At 69.6% G+C, this 16,161-nt stretch carries 15 protein-coding genes; 6 read left to right on the forward strand and 9 right to left on the reverse strand.

Annotated elements, in window-relative coordinates:
• Positions 1-29: 29 nt before the first annotated feature.
• Positions 30-665: a response regulator gene (locus NS4_RS17320; protein WP_063060571.1), complete on the forward strand. Its 636-nt coding sequence runs from the start codon at positions 30-32 to the stop codon at positions 663-665.
• 9 nt (positions 666-674) lie between these two features.
• On the opposite strand, the gene NS4_RS17325 is transcribed toward NS4_RS17320, so the two are convergent.
• Complete coding sequence (locus NS4_RS17325; protein ID WP_063060572.1) at positions 675-1,832, reverse strand: class I SAM-dependent methyltransferase; 1,158 nt, start codon at positions 1,830-1,832, stop codon at positions 675-677.
• 169 nt (positions 1,833-2,001) lie between these two features.
• Here NS4_RS17325 and NS4_RS17330 point away from each other — a divergent pair, with 169 nt between their 5' ends.
• Positions 2,002-2,625 carry an AMIN-like domain-containing (lipo)protein gene (locus tag NS4_RS17330; protein ID WP_063060573.1) on the forward strand — a complete coding sequence of 208 codons (624 nt, stop codon included), beginning with the start codon at positions 2,002-2,004 and terminating at the stop codon, positions 2,623-2,625.
• A 157-nt stretch (positions 2,626-2,782) separates the two neighbouring features.
• Positions 2,783-3,313, forward strand: coding sequence for an Rv2240c family protein (locus NS4_RS17335; RefSeq protein ID WP_063060574.1), 531 nt, complete (start codon positions 2,783-2,785; stop codon positions 3,311-3,313).
• 9 nt (positions 3,314-3,322) lie between these two features.
• On the opposite strand, the gene NS4_RS17340 is transcribed toward NS4_RS17335, so the two are convergent.
• Positions 3,323-4,912, reverse strand: a complete 1,590-nt coding sequence (locus NS4_RS17340) for a DNA polymerase Y family protein (RefSeq protein WP_063060575.1) — start codon at positions 4,910-4,912, stop codon at positions 3,323-3,325.
• On the reverse strand, positions 4,902-5,693 hold the full coding sequence (gene imuA', locus NS4_RS33445; protein ID WP_245665480.1) for a DnaE2-dependent mutagenesis accessory factor ImuA': 792 nt from the start codon (positions 5,691-5,693) through the stop codon (positions 4,902-4,904). Before imuA' ends, NS4_RS17340 begins: the two co-directional genes overlap by 11 nt.
• Before the next feature lie 236 nt (positions 5,694-5,929).
• On the opposite strand from imuA', the gene NS4_RS17350 reads away from it, so the two are divergent.
• The gene (locus NS4_RS17350; RefSeq protein WP_063060576.1) at positions 5,930-7,054 is read left to right on the forward strand and encodes a serine/threonine-protein kinase; all 1,125 of its coding nucleotides are present in this window, start codon (positions 5,930-5,932) and stop codon (positions 7,052-7,054) included.
• A 326-nt stretch (positions 7,055-7,380) separates the two neighbouring features.
• A complete protein-coding gene (locus NS4_RS17355; RefSeq protein WP_063060577.1) occupies positions 7,381-8,235 on the forward strand; it encodes a Bax inhibitor-1/YccA family protein in 855 nt (284 codons plus the stop codon).
• Between the two features lie 287 nt (positions 8,236-8,522).
• Here the strand turns inward: NS4_RS17355 and NS4_RS17360 are convergent, their stop codons facing one another.
• From NS4_RS17360 to NS4_RS17370, 3 genes are all read right to left on the reverse strand, one after another.
• Positions 8,523-9,530, reverse strand: coding sequence for a glycerophosphodiester phosphodiesterase family protein (locus tag NS4_RS17360; protein ID WP_063060578.1), 1,008 nt, complete (start codon positions 9,528-9,530; stop codon positions 8,523-8,525).
• Between the two features lie 255 nt (positions 9,531-9,785).
• Positions 9,786-10,409: a PAS and ANTAR domain-containing protein gene (locus tag NS4_RS17365; protein WP_245665492.1), complete on the reverse strand. Its 624-nt coding sequence runs from the start codon at positions 10,407-10,409 to the stop codon at positions 9,786-9,788.
• Positions 10,410-10,579: 170 nt separating this feature from the next.
• Positions 10,580-11,449, reverse strand: a complete 870-nt coding sequence (locus NS4_RS17370) for a helix-turn-helix transcriptional regulator (RefSeq protein ID WP_063060579.1) — start codon at positions 11,447-11,449, stop codon at positions 10,580-10,582.
• Positions 11,450-11,640: 191 nt separating this feature from the next.
• On the opposite strand from NS4_RS17370, the gene NS4_RS17375 reads away from it, so the two are divergent.
• Positions 11,641-12,639: an SDR family oxidoreductase gene (locus tag NS4_RS17375; RefSeq protein WP_063060580.1), complete on the forward strand. Its 999-nt coding sequence runs from the start codon at positions 11,641-11,643 to the stop codon at positions 12,637-12,639.
• A 112-nt stretch (positions 12,640-12,751) separates the two neighbouring features.
• On the opposite strand, the gene NS4_RS17380 is transcribed toward NS4_RS17375, so the two are convergent.
• The 3 genes from NS4_RS17380 to NS4_RS17390 form a co-directional block, all read right to left on the reverse strand.
• A complete protein-coding gene (locus NS4_RS17380) occupies positions 12,752-13,438 on the reverse strand; it encodes a GAP family protein (protein ID WP_063060581.1) in 687 nt (228 codons plus the stop codon).
• A gap of 212 nt (positions 13,439-13,650) precedes the next feature.
• A complete protein-coding gene (locus NS4_RS17385; protein WP_063060582.1) occupies positions 13,651-14,394 on the reverse strand; it encodes a hypothetical protein in 744 nt (247 codons plus the stop codon).
• A 37-nt stretch (positions 14,395-14,431) separates the two neighbouring features.
• Complete coding sequence (locus tag NS4_RS17390; protein WP_063060583.1) at positions 14,432-16,156, reverse strand: asparagine synthetase B family protein; 1,725 nt, start codon at positions 16,154-16,156, stop codon at positions 14,432-14,434.
• Positions 16,157-16,161: the final 5 nt, after the last annotated feature.

A 16,161-nucleotide genomic window follows, 5' to 3' on the forward strand; every position in this document is an offset into this window, starting at 1 on the left:
CGCCGCAAATAAACACAGAGAGGGTGGGCGTGCGGGTTTTTCTGGTCGATGACCACGCCGTTTTCCGTTCCGGAGTGCGGGCCGAGCTGAGCCGGGAGACGGATATGGAGGTGGTCGGCGAGGCCGGTGGGGTGGCCGAGGCCGTGGCGGGTATCAACAGCGCGAAACCCGATGTGGTGTTGCTGGATGTGCATATGCCCGACGGCGGCGGAGTGGCGGTGTTGCACGGTATCGACAGCGGTCCGGTATGTCTGGCGTTGAGTGTGTCCGATGCCGCCGAGGATGTGATCGCGGTGATCCGTGCCGGTGCCCGGGGTTATGTGACCAAGACGATTTCCGGTGCCGAACTGGCCGACGGGATCCGCCGGGTGGCCGGCGGCGACGCGGTGTTCAGTCCGCGGCTGGCCGGTTTCGTCCTGGATTCGTTCACGGGGAGATCTCCGGTGCCCGAGCCGCCGCTGGATCCGGAGCTGGATTCGCTGACCCCGCGTGAGCTGGAGGTGTTGCGTCTGCTGGCGCGCGGTTACACCTACCGGGAGATCGCCGAGAAGTTATTCATCTCGGTGAAGACGGTGGAGACCCACGCGTCGAATGTGCTGCGTAAAACGCAGCAGTCCAACCGGAACGCGCTCACTCGCTGGGCGCATCGGCGACGTATCGACTGAGCGGCGGCGTCAGGGGCGGGTGGGGTCGTGCAGACCGCGTACCGAGCGGGTGACGGTGAATTTCCGGTTGCGGCCCATGACTTCGGTGCGTCCCACCATGCGTTCGACCACGGTGCGATGGTTGAGATGGTTGTTGTAGACCGTCCACAGCTCGCCGCCGGGGCGCAGTACCCGGCCGGTCTGGGTGAACATCTTGATGGCCGATCCGGTGTGCACGGCGGCGCCGACATGGAACGGCGGATTGCATACGACAAGGTCGGCGCTGTTGTCGGGGGCGCCGCACATGGCGTCGTCGCGGACCACCCGGACCCGGTCGGTGACCTGGTTGGCGGCGGCGGTGGCGGCGGCGGAGGCCACCGCGGCGGCGGACTGGTCGGTGCCGATCACCGCGAGTCCGGGCCGCGATCTGGCCAGTGCCACCGCCAGTATCCCGGTACCGCAGCCGAGGTCGACGGCGTCGCGGGCATCGGGTTTCATCGCGCGCAGATGTTCGAGCAGGAACCGGGTGCCGATATCGAGGCGGGCGCCGGAGAACGCGGCACCGTGCGCGACCACTTCGATACCGATCTCGCCGATGTGCTCGTGCACCGGGAACCGGGGCGCGCCCATCGGTTTCGGGCCGCGGGCCAGCAGGGTGCGCGATTTCTGCCTGCCGCGGCTGGCGCGCACCTCGGAAAACGATTCGGCCAGTACCTCGTTCATGGCCTTGGTCAGATATTTGTCGCGACCGCCGGCGAAGACGCGGACCGCCGGATGGGCGTAGCGGGCGATGACCTCGGCGATTTCGGCCAGGCCGGCCAGGACGCGCGGTAGCCGCAGCAGTACGACGGTCGCACCGCGCAGCAGTGTCTCGTCCAGCGGGTGGGAGGTGTAGCGGTCGGCGAGACCGAGTGTCCGGGCGTTGGCGGCCAGGGCGAGTTCGCCGGTGAGCAGATCCTGATGGACGCGTATTCCGTGCAGGTCGTGGGCGGCGGCGGCGCCGAGGGTGAGGGCGCCGTAACCGTCACCGATCACCGCGACCGTTTCCCGGGCGGCGGCGGCTTCGGTGAGCGCTTCCGCTGCCACGTCGAGAATCAGGCGGTCGGCGGCATCGACGGCGTACAGGTTGGCGGCCTCCACATCCGGATGGCGGCGCAACCGTTCCAGTAGGTCCTCCACATCTCGCACAGGTCAAGTGTGCTAGATCGTTGCCGCGGCCCGCCGGCCGCCCCGGCGGACGGCCGGTGGGCTCGCTGCGTGCGCCCGGGTGGCCCGGCCGGGAAGCCGGGGATTCACGGCGCACCGGGAGTGAGCATGTTCCCGCAGGACAGCGGCTACGCCGGTTAGCATCGGCCGCATGCGTACCGGGCGGGTTCTGGTAGTGGTGGCAATGCTGGGTTTTCTCGCGGGATGTGCCGACTCCGGGTCCACACCACCGGTTAGCTCTCCGGAGCTGGTACCGGCGGTGCCGAGTTCGGCGGTGGACACCCCGGGCCTACCGGCGCCACCTGTGCCGTTGCCGGGCGAGGCGGTGCCCGCGCCCGACGATACGGTCCCCAAACAGGCCGAGGCCTCGCCGGGGGCCGCGCTGACCGTGACCGATATCCGGCTGAGCAGGCATCCGGGGTTCGATCGCGTGGAATACGACCTCGGCGGGGAGGGCAGCCCGGGCTGGAGTGTGTGGTACACCGGCCGGGCGGTCCAGGACGGCAGCGGCCGGGAACTGGAGGTGGCCGGCGAGTCGGTGCTCGAGGTGCGGATCACCGGGTCGGCCTATCCCTTCGACAGCCGGGTGGCGCCCTACTCCGGCCCCGACCCGGCCACCGATCCGGCGGTTCCCGGGATCGCCGGGGTGTATCGGACCACGGTTTTCGAGGGGGTCACGCAATCGTTCATCGGGGTTGCCGGCGACCGGCCGGGCTTCACGGTATCCACCGCTACCATGCCGAATCGCCTGGTCATCGATATCGCCACCGGGTAGCGTACGGTGCGCCCGGTATCGGTTGATGATCAATGACGAGGCTGGTCGGTCGAAATACGACCCGACGCAGTACGGTTGACAGCACCGGCGGCTCAGATGTCCGGCGCGCCGGGGCGAGAATACGGGGTCGTGGGCATCCGAGGGGAGTTCAACACCTATGCGACGACTCGAACGAGCCGGTCTCGCCACCGCTGTGACCGTGCTCATCGCGGGTGGTTTCATCGCTGCCTGCTCGAATACCGTGACCGGTACCGCCCAGGTGAACCAGTCCGAGTTGCAGCTGTACACCTCCGAGGTCCGATCGTCATCGGCCGCGGCCTCCTCCTCGCGCGCCGCCGCCGCGGCGGCCGCCGCCACCGATGTGTGCGAGGCGCTGCGCGACAACAACAATCCCGCGGTCGACGCGTTCAACGCCTATATCGACGCCAGTGACGCGAAGGCGCCCGATCTCGAGCCCAAGAAGCAGGCCGCGATCACCGCGTTGCGCGATACCGCCAACAAGATCGATCAGAACCTGAACCCCGATGTGCCGGGCGATGTCTCCATTCCGATGCGCACCTACCGCGACAATCTGAAGTCGCTGGCCGACCTGCTGGAACGCAATGCCTCGGTCGAAGAGGTGAACGGGCAGATCGATACATTCAACGCGGACAAGGACGCGGCGTTCGACGCCTGCGACGGGTACTGAGCGCGCCGTTCATTCGTAGAGCCCTTCCACATACCACCGGTCGTTCTCGGCGAACAGCAGCAGACTGTGCGGGCCGGGTAGTTCCACCTGCGCGCGGGCACTGGGCGCCGCACCGGGCGACCACCACAGTTCGTCGAGGAGCCAGGGGCCGGTCCAGGCGGTGAGCCGCCAGCTCGATCGTCCCCAGCGCAGTCGCGCCGGGGGCCCGCTGAACCCGCCGCGCTCGGTGATCCGCACCGGAGCGCCGTCGGCGGATTCCAGAGTGACCGGTGGACGGTCGAGCATGATCACGGCGGGGGCGGGTTCGGGGATCCGGCCCGGCCAGGGGGGTGCCGGATCGGTGTGCGGGGCGCGTTCGTCGCCGAATGCGACCATGGTGACCCGTTCGGCCGGCCCGCGTCCGCCGCTGAGCACTCCCACCTGCACCGCGTCTCCACCGAGCAGGCCCTGGACGCGGACCAGTGCGCGTAGCGCGCGTTCGTCGCCCGATCCGGTATCGCCCCATAGACCCAGTTGCAGGGCACCGGCCGGCACCACCTCCACCGGCACCAGGTGCAGCAGGATGATCGGGCCGCCTGCGCGGCCGTCCGGGGGACGGGTCAGCCAGCCGTCCAGCTGCCAGCGCACCCGGTCGGCGACCCCGTCGGCGGTCAGCGGTTCGGCGCAGCGCCAGACCCGGGACAGGTTTTCGCCGGTTTCGGTTTCGGCGCGGATCTCGAGCCGGGTGCAGGCCAGCGCGGCGGCCGACAGCGCCGCGGTGAGGCGGGTGGCCAGTAGCCGGCCGGCGAACGCGGCCCGGTCGACCCGGTCGATGGGCGGATCGCAGGGGAGCCGGACCTCCAGATCCGGTGCGGGCCGGCGCGGCGCGGGTGGCCGTTCGGGTAGGGCGCGGGCGGCGCGGTGCGCGAGGATCGCGTCTGTGCCGAACCGGGAGGTCACCTGGGTCGGCGTCAGCTCGGCGAAATCCCCGATCCGGCGCAGGCCCAGCCGGTGCAGCAGATCTATGAGCGCGGCCCGTTCCGCGGCCGCCGGGCCCGGTTCGGCCGCCAGCTCCGCGATCGGTAGCGGGGCCAGGAACCGGGCGTCGCCTCCGGGAGCCACGATCGCCCCGTGCCGGGCGGCGATGATCGCGGTGGGTAGTTCGTCGGCGATACCCACCCGCGCCTCCACCCCGGCGGTGGCCAGTGCGGTGAGCACCCGGCGGGTCGCGGCCTCGGCGGAACCGAAGTAGCGGATGACACCGCGGGCGGACAGGGCCAGCAGGCCGGGGCGCAGCACTTCCACGCCGGAGGCGAGGGTGTCCACGGTCGCGGCGACCGGTTCGAACAGCCGGGCATCGCGGTCGGGGTCCTGTTGCGCCACCACGAGTTCCGGGCAGCGACCCTGGGCTTCGCGTTTGCGCATACCGCGTCGCACCCCCGCCTCGCGGGCGGCGGCCGAGCAGGTGACCACCCGGTTCGCGTGGAGTACCGCCACCGGTTGTTCCGGCGGCAATCCCGCGCTCGCCGCCGCCGCGACCGCCGGCCAGTCCGGGCACCACACCGCCAGGACCCGGGGGCCGCCGCGGGCGGCGCCCGGTGTGGGCCGGTCAGGAGGCAACCGACCGCTCCTGCCGTTCGGTTGCGCGGCTCTCGCCGGCTTCCGGGCCGGCCGGCGCGATCCACTCCACCCGGCCGGCGAGCGGGCGAGCGGCCAACCGGCCCCGGTGCGGTACCCCACCTTTGGCGCGGACCTCGACATCGAGGCTGATGGAACGGATACGCCCGCTGCCCGTCCCGAGCCCGGTGTAGCCGGAAACCTTCGCTTCCAGGTTCAGGTCCGGAGCCGGCCAGGAGCCGCCGGTGACGATCAGGGTGGCGTTCTTTCCGCGTGCTTTCGCGGTGAGTACCCGGGCGCGGGCCGGTGGAACCGCGGCGCCGCCGAGGCCGAGCACCACCAGATCCATACCGTCGAGCAACACCGCCGCCACCTCTGCCGGGTCCCGGCCGGCGTCGGCGACCACCGCGATCCGATCCAGCCGGGCGCCCATCTCCGCGGCGGCGAGCAGACCGAGTCCGGGCAGCCCGACGGTGGCCGCGTGCCCGCCCGGTCCGGTGACGGCGGCGAGCAATCCGGCCAGCAACGATCCCGCGCCGGTGTAGGCCACCACACTGCCCTTGACCAGGCCGCCTTCGGGCAGCAGGGGTGCCAGGGCCGGAGGTACGGGCAGGATCTCCGGCCGCAGGCCCGTCGCCGGCGTCACCGGTGCGGACAGGCCGTGTTCGCCGCGTGGCCCGGCCGGGGGGCCGGGTACGCAGCCGCCGCTCGCCGCCCGGGCGCGCCGCAACTGGGCCAGTTGCCGCAGTTGGGCGCCGCTCGCCTTCGGGGGCCGTGCCGTCATACTTCCACCCACTTCCGCGACGGACGCCGGACGGACGGGCCGGTCGCACCGAAGTGGCCGGCACCGATCCAGCTAACTCCTGGTTCGAACATACATTCGACAGACTATCGGCTGAAACCCGCCCCCGGAAGTACCGCCGGCGCCGCGGCGGCCCGCTGTGGTGAACGGAGTCGCGTATGGCGCGGTCCGGCTCCGAATCCGGCCAGCTACCACCGAATTCGGCTAGTCTCACACCCATGATCGATCGCGCCCGTCCCATCGTCGGCCCCGACTATCTGGTGGCCGGCCGATACCGCCTGCAGTCCAAGCTGGGCGGTGGCGGTATGGGAGCCGTCTGGGAGGCCCGTGACCGGCTGCTGGACCGCGACGTCGCCATCAAGCAGGTGCTGTCCACCGCCGGTATGGACGAGGCCCAGGCCCGGCGGGTCCGCGATCAGATCGTGCATGAGGGCCGGGTCGCGGCGAAGCTGTCCCATGAGCACGCCATCGCCGTATACGACGTGGTGATCGAGGCCGGTGAACCCTGGCTGGTGATGGAGCATCTGCCCTCGCGCAGTGTGGCCCGCGCGCTCGCCCTGGTCAACGCCCTCCCGGTCATCGAGGTGGCCCAGATCGGCGCCCAGGTCGCCGACGCGCTGGCCGCCGCGCACCATGTCGGGATCGTGCACCGCGATATCAAACCGGGCAATATCCTCGTCGCCGATCGTGGCCCCGGGGTCGGGATGGCGAAGCTGAGCGATTTCGGCATCTCTCGCAATATCACCGAGGCCGCCGACGAACCGGACGGGATGATCACCGGTACCCCCGCCTATCTGCCGCCGGAGGTCGCGCGCGGCGCCCGGCCCACCGCGGCCAGCGATGTGTTCTCCCTCGGCGCCACCCTCTACACCGCCATCGAGGGGCAGCCGCCGTTCGGGATGGACGACGACACCGGCGCCATCGTGGAGCGCGCCGCCATGGCGCAGATCATTCCGCCGAGTCGCAGCGGTGTGCTCACCCGGGCACTGTTGCACATGATGGAACCGGCCCCGCAGCGCCGGCCCACGATGGCCGAGGCGCGGGACGAGATCCTCGCCGCCGCTTTCGGTCCCGGCGCCGCGAGCAATATCCTCGGCGCCCCGGTGCGGACCGAGGACGGAACCATCCCCGCCTGGGCGGCCCGCAACTCCGCCGCCGGCCTGCGCAGCCCTCGCTCCGGCCCGTTGCCCCGGCGCGCGCAGCCGCAACCACCCCGCCCCGCCGCGGTCGCGGCGCCGGCTCCGCGGCCCGCTTCGCGGCAGCTCAGTCCGACCGTGGCCGTCACCATCGGACTGTTGATCGGGCTGCTCATCCTCATCGTGATCCTTGTGGTGGTGATGTAGCGCGCCGCCGCGGGGGAGATGTACGCCACCGATATGGCGTTCCGGTGATAGGTGAGGCCCCCGCGTAATGGGGTTCGACACCCTGTGATCAGCCGGTATCGGTATCCGGCGAGGTCGTGCGCGCCGTCGGGCCACCGACCGGTATTACGGTCCGTGGTCCATCCGGGCCCGACCGGCGGTAAGGTCCGGTTTGTCTGTCTTGTCGTCTCGCCCGGGAACTCCACCGGGGGTCGTGATCGTTGGACGGACAGTTGGATATCGAGTAACAGCTCGAGCCGACGGTCGTGCTCCGGTATGGCCAACGAACTCCGAGAAAGGGATTTGCGGTGCGCGCCACAAGCAATCCGGTATTCAAGAATCTGCCGCGGCAGGAAACCGGCTACGCGAGCTTCGGCTCGGCGGCCGCCGGCGCGGGGCAGCTGGGTTACCAGTACGGCAACCAGCAGCAGTACCCGCAGCAGTATCAGCAGCCCTATCCGCAGGCGCCGACCCGGTCGCTGACCATCGACGACGTGGTCACCAAGACCGGTATCACGCTGGGTGTCCTCGCGCTGTCCGCGCTGGTCACCTATCTGCTGACCAGCGCCAACACCGGCCTCGCGCCGCTGTTCGTCATCGGCGGTGGTCTGATCGGCCTGGTCCTGGTACTGGTCGCCACCTTCGGCAACAAGGCCGACAACCCGGCGCTGGTGCTCTCCTACGCGGTCGCCGAAGGCGTCTTCGTCGGCGCCCTGTCGTTCATGTTCACCGATATCAGCTTCGGTGGCGCGGGCGGCGCGGGCATGATCGGCCAGGCCATCCTGGGCACCTTCGGTGTGTTCGCCGGCATGCTCGTCGTCTACAAGACCGGCGCCATCCGGGTCACCCCGCGGTTCACCCGCATGCTGATCGGCGCCATGATCGGCATCTTGGTCCTGGTGGTCGGCAACCTGATCGCGAGCTTCTTCACCGACGGCGGCTTCGGCCTGCGTGACGGCGGCCCCATCGCCATCATCTTCAGCCTGGTCGTCATCGCCATCGCGGCGTTCAGCTTCCTGCTGGACTTCGACGCCGCCGACCAGCTCATCCGCGCCCAGGCGCCGCCGAAGGCCGCCTGGGGTGTGGCCCTGGGTCTCACCGTCACCCTGGTCTGGCTCTACGTGGAGATCCTGCGACTGCTGAGCTACTTCCAGAGCGACTAGTAGCGACCGCCACTGCGTGGCACCGGCACTTCTCGCCAGGCGAGGGGTCGTCGGAACACTGCCCGAAGTGTTCAGGTGGTGGGTAGATCATGAAAACGCTCGGCCGGGATAAGCCCGGCCGAGCGTTTTGCGTGGGCGGTCGTGGAGTCATGAGCGATGTGTTCGTCGCTCACGACGGGGGTGAAGGGCCGACCGAGGTGGGCGAACACCTCTACGAGCTCGGTGGCGTCCCTGGGCGGTGTCTATGGGAACGCCGTCCCACCTGTGCTCACGGAAGATCCGGTTACTCACCGAAGGGCATCCGCGATGGTGTCGACTCGGTTGGTCCAGACGAGACCGGTGAATCCGGCGGGAATCCGTTCGAGGGATTCGAGGGTATCGAAGCCCTCGGAGAAATCGCCGGAACCGGCCACCAGTACGATCCGGGCGTCCGCGTCGGCCATGCGCTCGGCGAACTGCTCGGGCCATCCCCACAGCCAGAGCGCGTAGCCTTCGGGAATGTGCAGTTGGGTGTGGTGACAGGCATCGGGTGCCGCGCCCGTCCAACCCACTGCCTCGTACCGTCCCAGGCAGTCGATCATGATCTGCTTGGACATGACGCGCACGTCCGGCAGACGCGCGTGGAGCGCGGCGATCGGCTTGTCGCCGCCGTAAACGGTGAGCCGGTCCGATTTCTCGACGGCCAGCCGGTCGGCCAGGGCCGCGCCCTCGGCGGGATCGTTGCTCTTGATGTGGATCAGCAGCGACTGGGTGGGGAAGGCGGCGAGCACCTCGTCGAGCGTGGGCATGAGGCCGACGCCCTTGCCGCGGAAGGGGTAGGTTTTGCCGCCGTCGGCGGTGTAGCCGTACCCGATATCGAGTGCGCGCAGCTCGTCCATGGTGTGATCACGGGTGGTGCCGGTGCCGTCGGTGCGGCAGTCGACAGTCCAGTCGTGGAAGACCGCGAACTGGCCGTCGGCGGTCCACTGGACGTCGAACTCGACCTGATCGGCGCCCGCGTCGAACGCGGCTCGGATCCCGGCGACGGTGTTCTCCAGATAGTCGTGCACCGGTGGGTTGATCCGTGAGGCGGTGCAGGTATCGGCATCGACGCCGTCCATCGGGTAGGTCTGTGCCATGCCACGATGCGCGAGCACCAGCGGCCGGCCACCGGGCTCGGCGCCGGCGGGCAGAGTTGTGTTGCCGGTGAACAGAAACCCTGCCAGCAGCGTGATCACCGTGGCGGGCATCCAGTAGTGCTTTTTCTTCCGGCGCCGCTGCGGGGTTGCGGGCGGAACTGTTCCTGACGCGGACATGCCGGATATCCTCGCAGGCTTCCGACGCAACTCGCGAGTACGGCCGAAACGCCGATAATGTTGTGTGCCTTCGCTTTCGGCATCACCGAGAGGGGTCGGCCGCTGACTCGGACGAGACGAGCCGAGAGACCGGCGACCGGTGCAGGCGCGGGAACCGGGCTGCTGCCGAGGCCGCATCCCGGCAGTCGGCTCCGGTCGGGGCCGCATCCACGTCCGGACACCGATCGGCCGGATACCGGCGCGAACCGGCTGCGGTCAGGGCTCGGGCCGTTCGTGGACGGTGAGCAGGAGGTGATCGAAGCGGGTACGGGTGGGTGTTTCGGCGCCGCCGAACTCGCCTACCGCGGCGACCAGTTTGGCGGCCAGATCGCGGAGTTTGGTGTTGGTCTCCTGCGACCGCCAGATCAGTACCCGGAAGGCCTGCTCGGCGGAGATCCCGTAGATCATCATCACCGCGCCCTTGGCCTGCTCGATCAGTTCCCGTGCCGCGACCATCCCGGGTATCGCGGCGTCGAGGGCTTCCTGGCGCTCTTCGCCGAGGGTGTCGGTGATATCGATGTAGTAGCCGGTGGTGCCGGTCACCGCGCCGGTGTCGTCGAACATCTGATCCCCGACAACCAGTACATGGTGTATCCGGCCGGCGGTATCGATGACGCGGTGGCGGCTGCTGAACGGCGCACCGGCGCTCACCACCAGCGCCAACGTGTCGGCGACCCCGCCGCGGTCCTCGGGATGCTTGTGCGCCAGCAGCAACTCGGTGGTCGGTTCCACCTCGCCGGGGGCGTAGCCGTGCAGGGCCGCGACCTCGTCGGACCACTCCCAGCGCTGTTCGGCCAGCCAGAACCGGAAAATGCCCGTGCGCTGCGGCACCGGCACCATCGGCCCCGGACCCTGTGAAACGCTTTCCTTCCTCACCCGCTCATTCTCCTGCATGCCTCCATCGCGTGAGAACATGATCTACCAGTTGCCCGTCGACAACGCCCATCTTCCACAAATCCTCGACGAAGGCGAACGGGCAACCGGTGGATAACCGCGCGGATTCCGCTGTTCTACTCGGTCACATACCCGGCGGCGGTCCCGGGACGATCCGCTGGGGGACCGATTACGGAGAGAAGCCGGAGTTTGTCGTAGCTTTCGCTACCGGGGACGGCGGTGTAGACGAGGAGCAGGTGGGACTGTTCGGGGTCCAGGAGTGTCTGGCAGGTCAGTTCCAGGGCGCCGACCTCGGGGTGTGCGTAGCGTTTGACGCCGTTGTAGTGGATGCCGATTTCGTGCCGGTCCCAGACGGCGCGGAATTCTTCGCTGCGGTCGAGCAGGAGGTCCAGGAGCTGGGCGGCCCGTGATCCGGGTCCGCGCAGGGTGACCATCTTGCGCAGTCCGGCCGCGAAGACGCGGGAGTGCAGCGTGTGGTCGTCCGGGTGGTACAGGGCCCGGGTCGCGGGGTCGGTGAACCACCGGTAGCCGATGCTGCGGGCCGGACCGGTGTATCGGGTGGTGTCGCCGGTGAGCGCGACGCCGAGCGGGGTCTGCCGCAGGGTCTCGCCCAGTTCGGTGACGATCTCGGCGGGCGTATCGGTGAGCCGGTCGAAGATACGGAGCAGGCCGGGACCGATGTGCTCGCTGGTTGCGCCGCGCGCGGGTGAGTTGTGCCCGGCGAGGCGGAACAGGTGGTCGCGTTCGTCGAGGGACAGATGCAGGCCCTGCGCTATCGAGGCGATCATCTGCTCGGACGGGTGTGGTCCGCGGGCCCGCTCGAGCCGGCTGTAGTAGTCGGCGGAGATGTGACAGAGCGTGGCGACTTCCTCGCGGCGCAGACCGGCGGTTCTACGCCGTTGCCCGCGTGGGAGACCGACGTCTTCGGGTTGAAGTGACTCTCGACGGCGGCGGAGGAACTCGGCGAGCCCCGCTCGATCGATCACAGCTGCTCCTCCTCCGGTCCGGTGATGTTCAGTCTGCCGTCGGCGACGGATCGCTACCTGGGCTCGTCGATCCCCCTTTCGAGTGACGGCGCCCCGGTCTCGCCTGCCTGGGATCGAGAGGCCGTGGATATCACCGTGGCCCGCCCGCACTCTGAGTTCATACCCACTGTCCACGAAACCAGGAGCAGCGCATGGCACGCACCCGACCGGACCTCACCGTTGCCGATCTCTCCGGAAAGCTGGCCGTCGTCACCGGCGCCAGCGACGGCGTCGGGCTGGCGCTGGCGACCCGCTTGGCCGGCGCCGGCGCCGAGGTTCTCATGCCCGTCCGTAACCCGCGCAAGGGCGAAGCGGCGGTCGCGAAGATCGAGCAGCGGCATCCGGAAGCGGTCGTGTCCCTGCGCGACCTCGACCTGTCGTCGTTGGACTCGGTGGCCGCGCTCGGGGATACTCTGCGCGGCGAGAACCGGCCGATCCACATCCTGGTCGCCAACGCCGGCGTGATGACCCCGCCGGACCGGCAGACCACCGCCGACGGATTCGAGCTACAGTTCGGCAGCAACCACCTGGGACATTTCGCTCTCATCGCCCATCTGCTGCCCCTGCTGCGCGCGGGACGTGCGCGCGTGACCTCCCAGATCAGTGTCGCCGCGAACGAGAACGCCATCAACTGGGAGGACCTGAACTGGGAGCGGTCCTACCACGGCCGGCGCGCGTACAGTCAGTCCAAGATCGCTTTCGGTCTGTTCGGGCTCGAACTGGATCGGCGGAGCCGGGCCGCGGGCTGGGGGATCACCAGCAACCTCTCCCATCCCGGTGTCGTCCCCACCAGCCTGCTGGCCGCCCGCCCCGAGGTCGGCCGGGCACGCGACACCGTCGCGGTGCGTGCCATCCGTGCGTTGTCCCGCCGCGGCATCCTTTTCGGGACGGTGGAGACCGCACTGCTTCCGGCCCTGCTGGCAGCCACCGCACCGGACGCGCGTGGCGCCTGCCTGTACGGTCCCAGCGGTTTCCGGCAACTGTCCGGCCCGCCCGCCGAACAGGCCCTCTACTCCCGGTTGCGCAACGAGGACCACGCGAAACGCATTTGGGAGATCTCCGAGAAGTCGACCCGTACATCTTTTCCGGTCGCCGAGCCTGCCCGGCCCGGCTCCGAGTCGGCAGGTTCCGCCGATCCCGGGGTGCGGTGATCAGCGTGCGCCCCGATACGCGCGGACCGCAGCCGAGTCGGCGCAACGCCCTTCCGGTGCCCGGCCGGCAGAACACGGCGGCGCAGCCCGGCCGGTGAGCTGAGGGCGGAGCTCAGCGGGGTAGTTCCGCTCTGGCGTAGACCAGCGCGTAGACGATCAGTGCGGTGCCGAGCGCGGCGAACAGCACCCGTACGGTGACGGGCCCGAAGCGGGCCAGGGCCCGTACCACCCGCCGGTAGATCCGTTGGGCCCGCGGCGTGCGCCGCAATGCCAGTGCCAGCACCAGCAGTGGTGGAAGCAGCGCCAGGGCGCAGTAGACCAGTACGATCATCGGCCAGCCCGCCGGCGGCGGCCGGTGGGAGGACAGCATCGCCAGCGCGGTCAGATAGGGGATGGCGGTCGGGGCCTGAGCGAAGCCGATCGCCATTCCGGCCACTGCGAGCATCGCGGGACGCCGGCGCAGGGTGATGGTCCACTCCGGTGGGTCGGCCGTGCCGGTGGTGCGCACACAGGCCAGGGCGATCAGCACGGCGCCGGCGACGAGTTCGCCCCAGAAGCGGAGGGTGGCAGTGAGCTGGAAGTCGAGGAGTTCGGTGAGCCAGTTCAGTCCCAGGACCGTGGCCAGGCCGAAGGTGGTGGTGAGGACGAAGACACCGCCGAGGAAGGCCAATCCGCCCGGTAGCGGCGAGCGCCGGGCGAGCCGGCTGTCGACGATGACGGCGGTGGTGACTCCGATGAGTAGCACGTCGAGGGAGTCGAGGAACGCCAGCCCCGCCATGGCCAGCAGAAGAGTCATCATTTCCGACCGAACATACGGCACCCCATCGCGGGCCCAGCGTCCTCGGGTGGGGCGCGTACGGCGATCAGGACCGAGTATCGCGCGATTGTTCATCGTGATCAGGTGATACGCGGGGCCGACCGCCCGCGCCGGCCCGGCGGGCGGGCACAGCGCAGCGCCGGTGCCGGTCGGACCGGGAGCCGACCCGGTACGGCACAGTTCGCGGAAACCGCTCAGGACCCGCGGGGAGTGAGATCGGTGCAGGTGGCGGCGTCCGGTAGTGCCCGCGCGAGGAAGACGGTCTGGGCCATCATCCTGTAGCCCGCCATTCCTTCGCGCAGGATCTCGATCGACTCCTCCGGGTGCACCGAATCGATCACCGCGTTCGGGCCCACGGCGTTGAACTGATGACTGACGCCGCGGGGGATCTGCATATCCACGAACGAGCACGGCGGCACGATCAGGTTGTAGCGGGTGCGGTGCACGCCGGGCGGGGTGTCGGGCAGGTTGTCGGTGAAACACTCCGGCCGGAAGGGCGTCACTCCGGGAATATCGGTGACAACGAAGGGGGACAGCGCGCCGACCCGGATATGAGTGCCGGGACCGGTCATCATGCGGACGAAACGCAGCCCGGTGTGCAGGTGCATCCGCGAGCAGATACCGCGTTCGCCGGCGTCGTAGAAATCCATGAGGTAGCGGTCGGCGAAGAAACCTTCGAAAGGGGTTTCCAGCAGGTAGACATCGCCTTCTTCGAAGGTCTGCGCGCGCACGACGCCCTGGGCGTCGGGTGTGCTCGCCGCGTGGGTGGCTTTGGCGGTCCGGACGATCTGCGCGAACGCGTCCACCACGACCTCGGCCACCTCGGGCGCGAACCGCGCCACCGGTGTCACGACATTACGGCCCGCGTCCTGGAATTCGGCGAGGTCGTGGATCTCGTTCTCGTCGTCGGCATGGTTCTTGATGCGTGGCTCGGTCATCGGGCCGACTCCTCGGTACTGGACGTGCGGCCGGCGGTCACGGCCCCACCTCGAACGAACGAAGCCATAATTCCAGCGACAGCACCAGCCACAGTTTGCCGCCCTGCCGGGGAAGCAGCGCCCCCTCGCCGCGCAACCAGGCGCGCACGGCGTCCTGCCGGAAGAGTCCGCGGTCGCGCGCGGCGCGGCCGAGCAGCAGATCGTGGACCGGATCGCGAAGCGGGCCGTCCAGCCACTGCTGCACCGGTACCCGCATACCGCTTTTGGGGCGGTCGACGATGGTGGGCGGCAGCAGATCCCGTACAGCCTCCTTGAGAATCCATTTCTCGCTGGTGCCCGCCAGTTTCGCGGTGGGCGGTACGGCGAAGGAGTGGTCGACGACGGCGCGGTCGAACAGTGGTGCGCGGCCCTCGATGCCGCTGGCGGCGGTCAGGCGCTCCACCTTGGTCAGGATGTGGTGGGCGCCCTTGGTTCGCAGGTTGGTGTGGAGTAGCTGGTTGAGCAGGCTGCTCATCCGGCCCCCGCGCAGGTAGGGAGCGACGTGTTCGGCCGGAGACGGCGCTCCGGCCAGTTCGGCGAGTGTCTCCGGGGTCAGCAGGGTCGGTAGATCGCCATAGCATTTGCGGTAGCTGTCCAGATACGCGTGGGCGCGGGCATCGGGATCAGGGTCCTCACGGGAGAGTTCGAAGATCAGCATCGCCAGGTTCTTGGGGCCGCCGAACACCGGGTCGCCGCCCTCTCCGTTGAGCGCGACGCGGATTCCGTCGGCGGCGACGGCTTCGGCGAGCATCAGGTTCGGCACGGTGAGCGGATCACCGACCGGGCAGTCGAGCAGGCCCACCGTATCCGCCAGCCGGGCCGCGATCGTCTCGCCGGGCACCGTGAGCACCCGGTGCTCGGTACCGCAGTGCGCCGCGACGAGCCCGGAGTAGCCGAGTTCGTCCGGGGCGGTGGCGCCGAAGCTGATCGAATAGGTATGGACCGCCCGGTCGTGCGCTTTCGCGGCGAGCGCGGTGACCAGACTGCTGTCGATCCCGCCGGACAGCAGCACGCCTACGGGTTCACCGGACGGAAGCCGCCGGGCGACGGCGTCTTCGAGCAGGGCACGGAGCGCCGAAATGTGTTCGTCGACAGACCGCTCGTCCGCGGTCTCGCGCGGTTCCCAGAACGTGTGCTCGTCGGAGGTGCCGTCCGGGCGCAGCCGCACACAGCGGCCGGGGAGCACCTCGTGGATATCGCGTAGCAGGGTTTCGCGTCCGGGCAGGTAGGCGAAGGTCAGGAAGGACCGCACCGCGGGGAGGTGCAGACCTGTGCGTAGCGCGGGCCAGCGGTGCAGCGCACGTAAGGAGGTCGAAGCGGCCCAGCCCGCCGCCGAACGGGCGTGGAAGAGGGTTCGGGTGCCCAGATGATCGCGCGCGAGCACCAGATCGGGTCCGTCGGCGATGGCGAGGGCGAACATCCCCTCGGCGGCGGCGAGGCCCGCGGTGCCGAAACGGGCGTAGCAGCGCAGGAGCAGTTCACCGTCGGGCCCGCCGGGCGGTGGAGCTTCGGTGCCGAGGCGCGCGCGTAGCCGGTCGGCGTTGAACAGCGTGACCTCGCCGACCGCCCTCAGCTCCCCGGCGACGAAGGGCCCGTGCGCGGTACCCGGCCCGTCGAGCAGGCCCAGGGCGTGGCCACCGCGGACCGTGACCGGCTCACCACCGACGGCCCGCAGGTGGGCGGACGGATCGTCGCCGCTCAGGAACGCACACCATCGAGACATTCAGT

Origin of the sequence: Nocardia sienata NBRC 100364, assembly GCF_001613205.1 — a bacterium.
GTDB classification, from domain to species: Bacteria; Actinomycetota; Actinomycetes; order Mycobacteriales; family Mycobacteriaceae; genus Nocardia; species Nocardia sienata.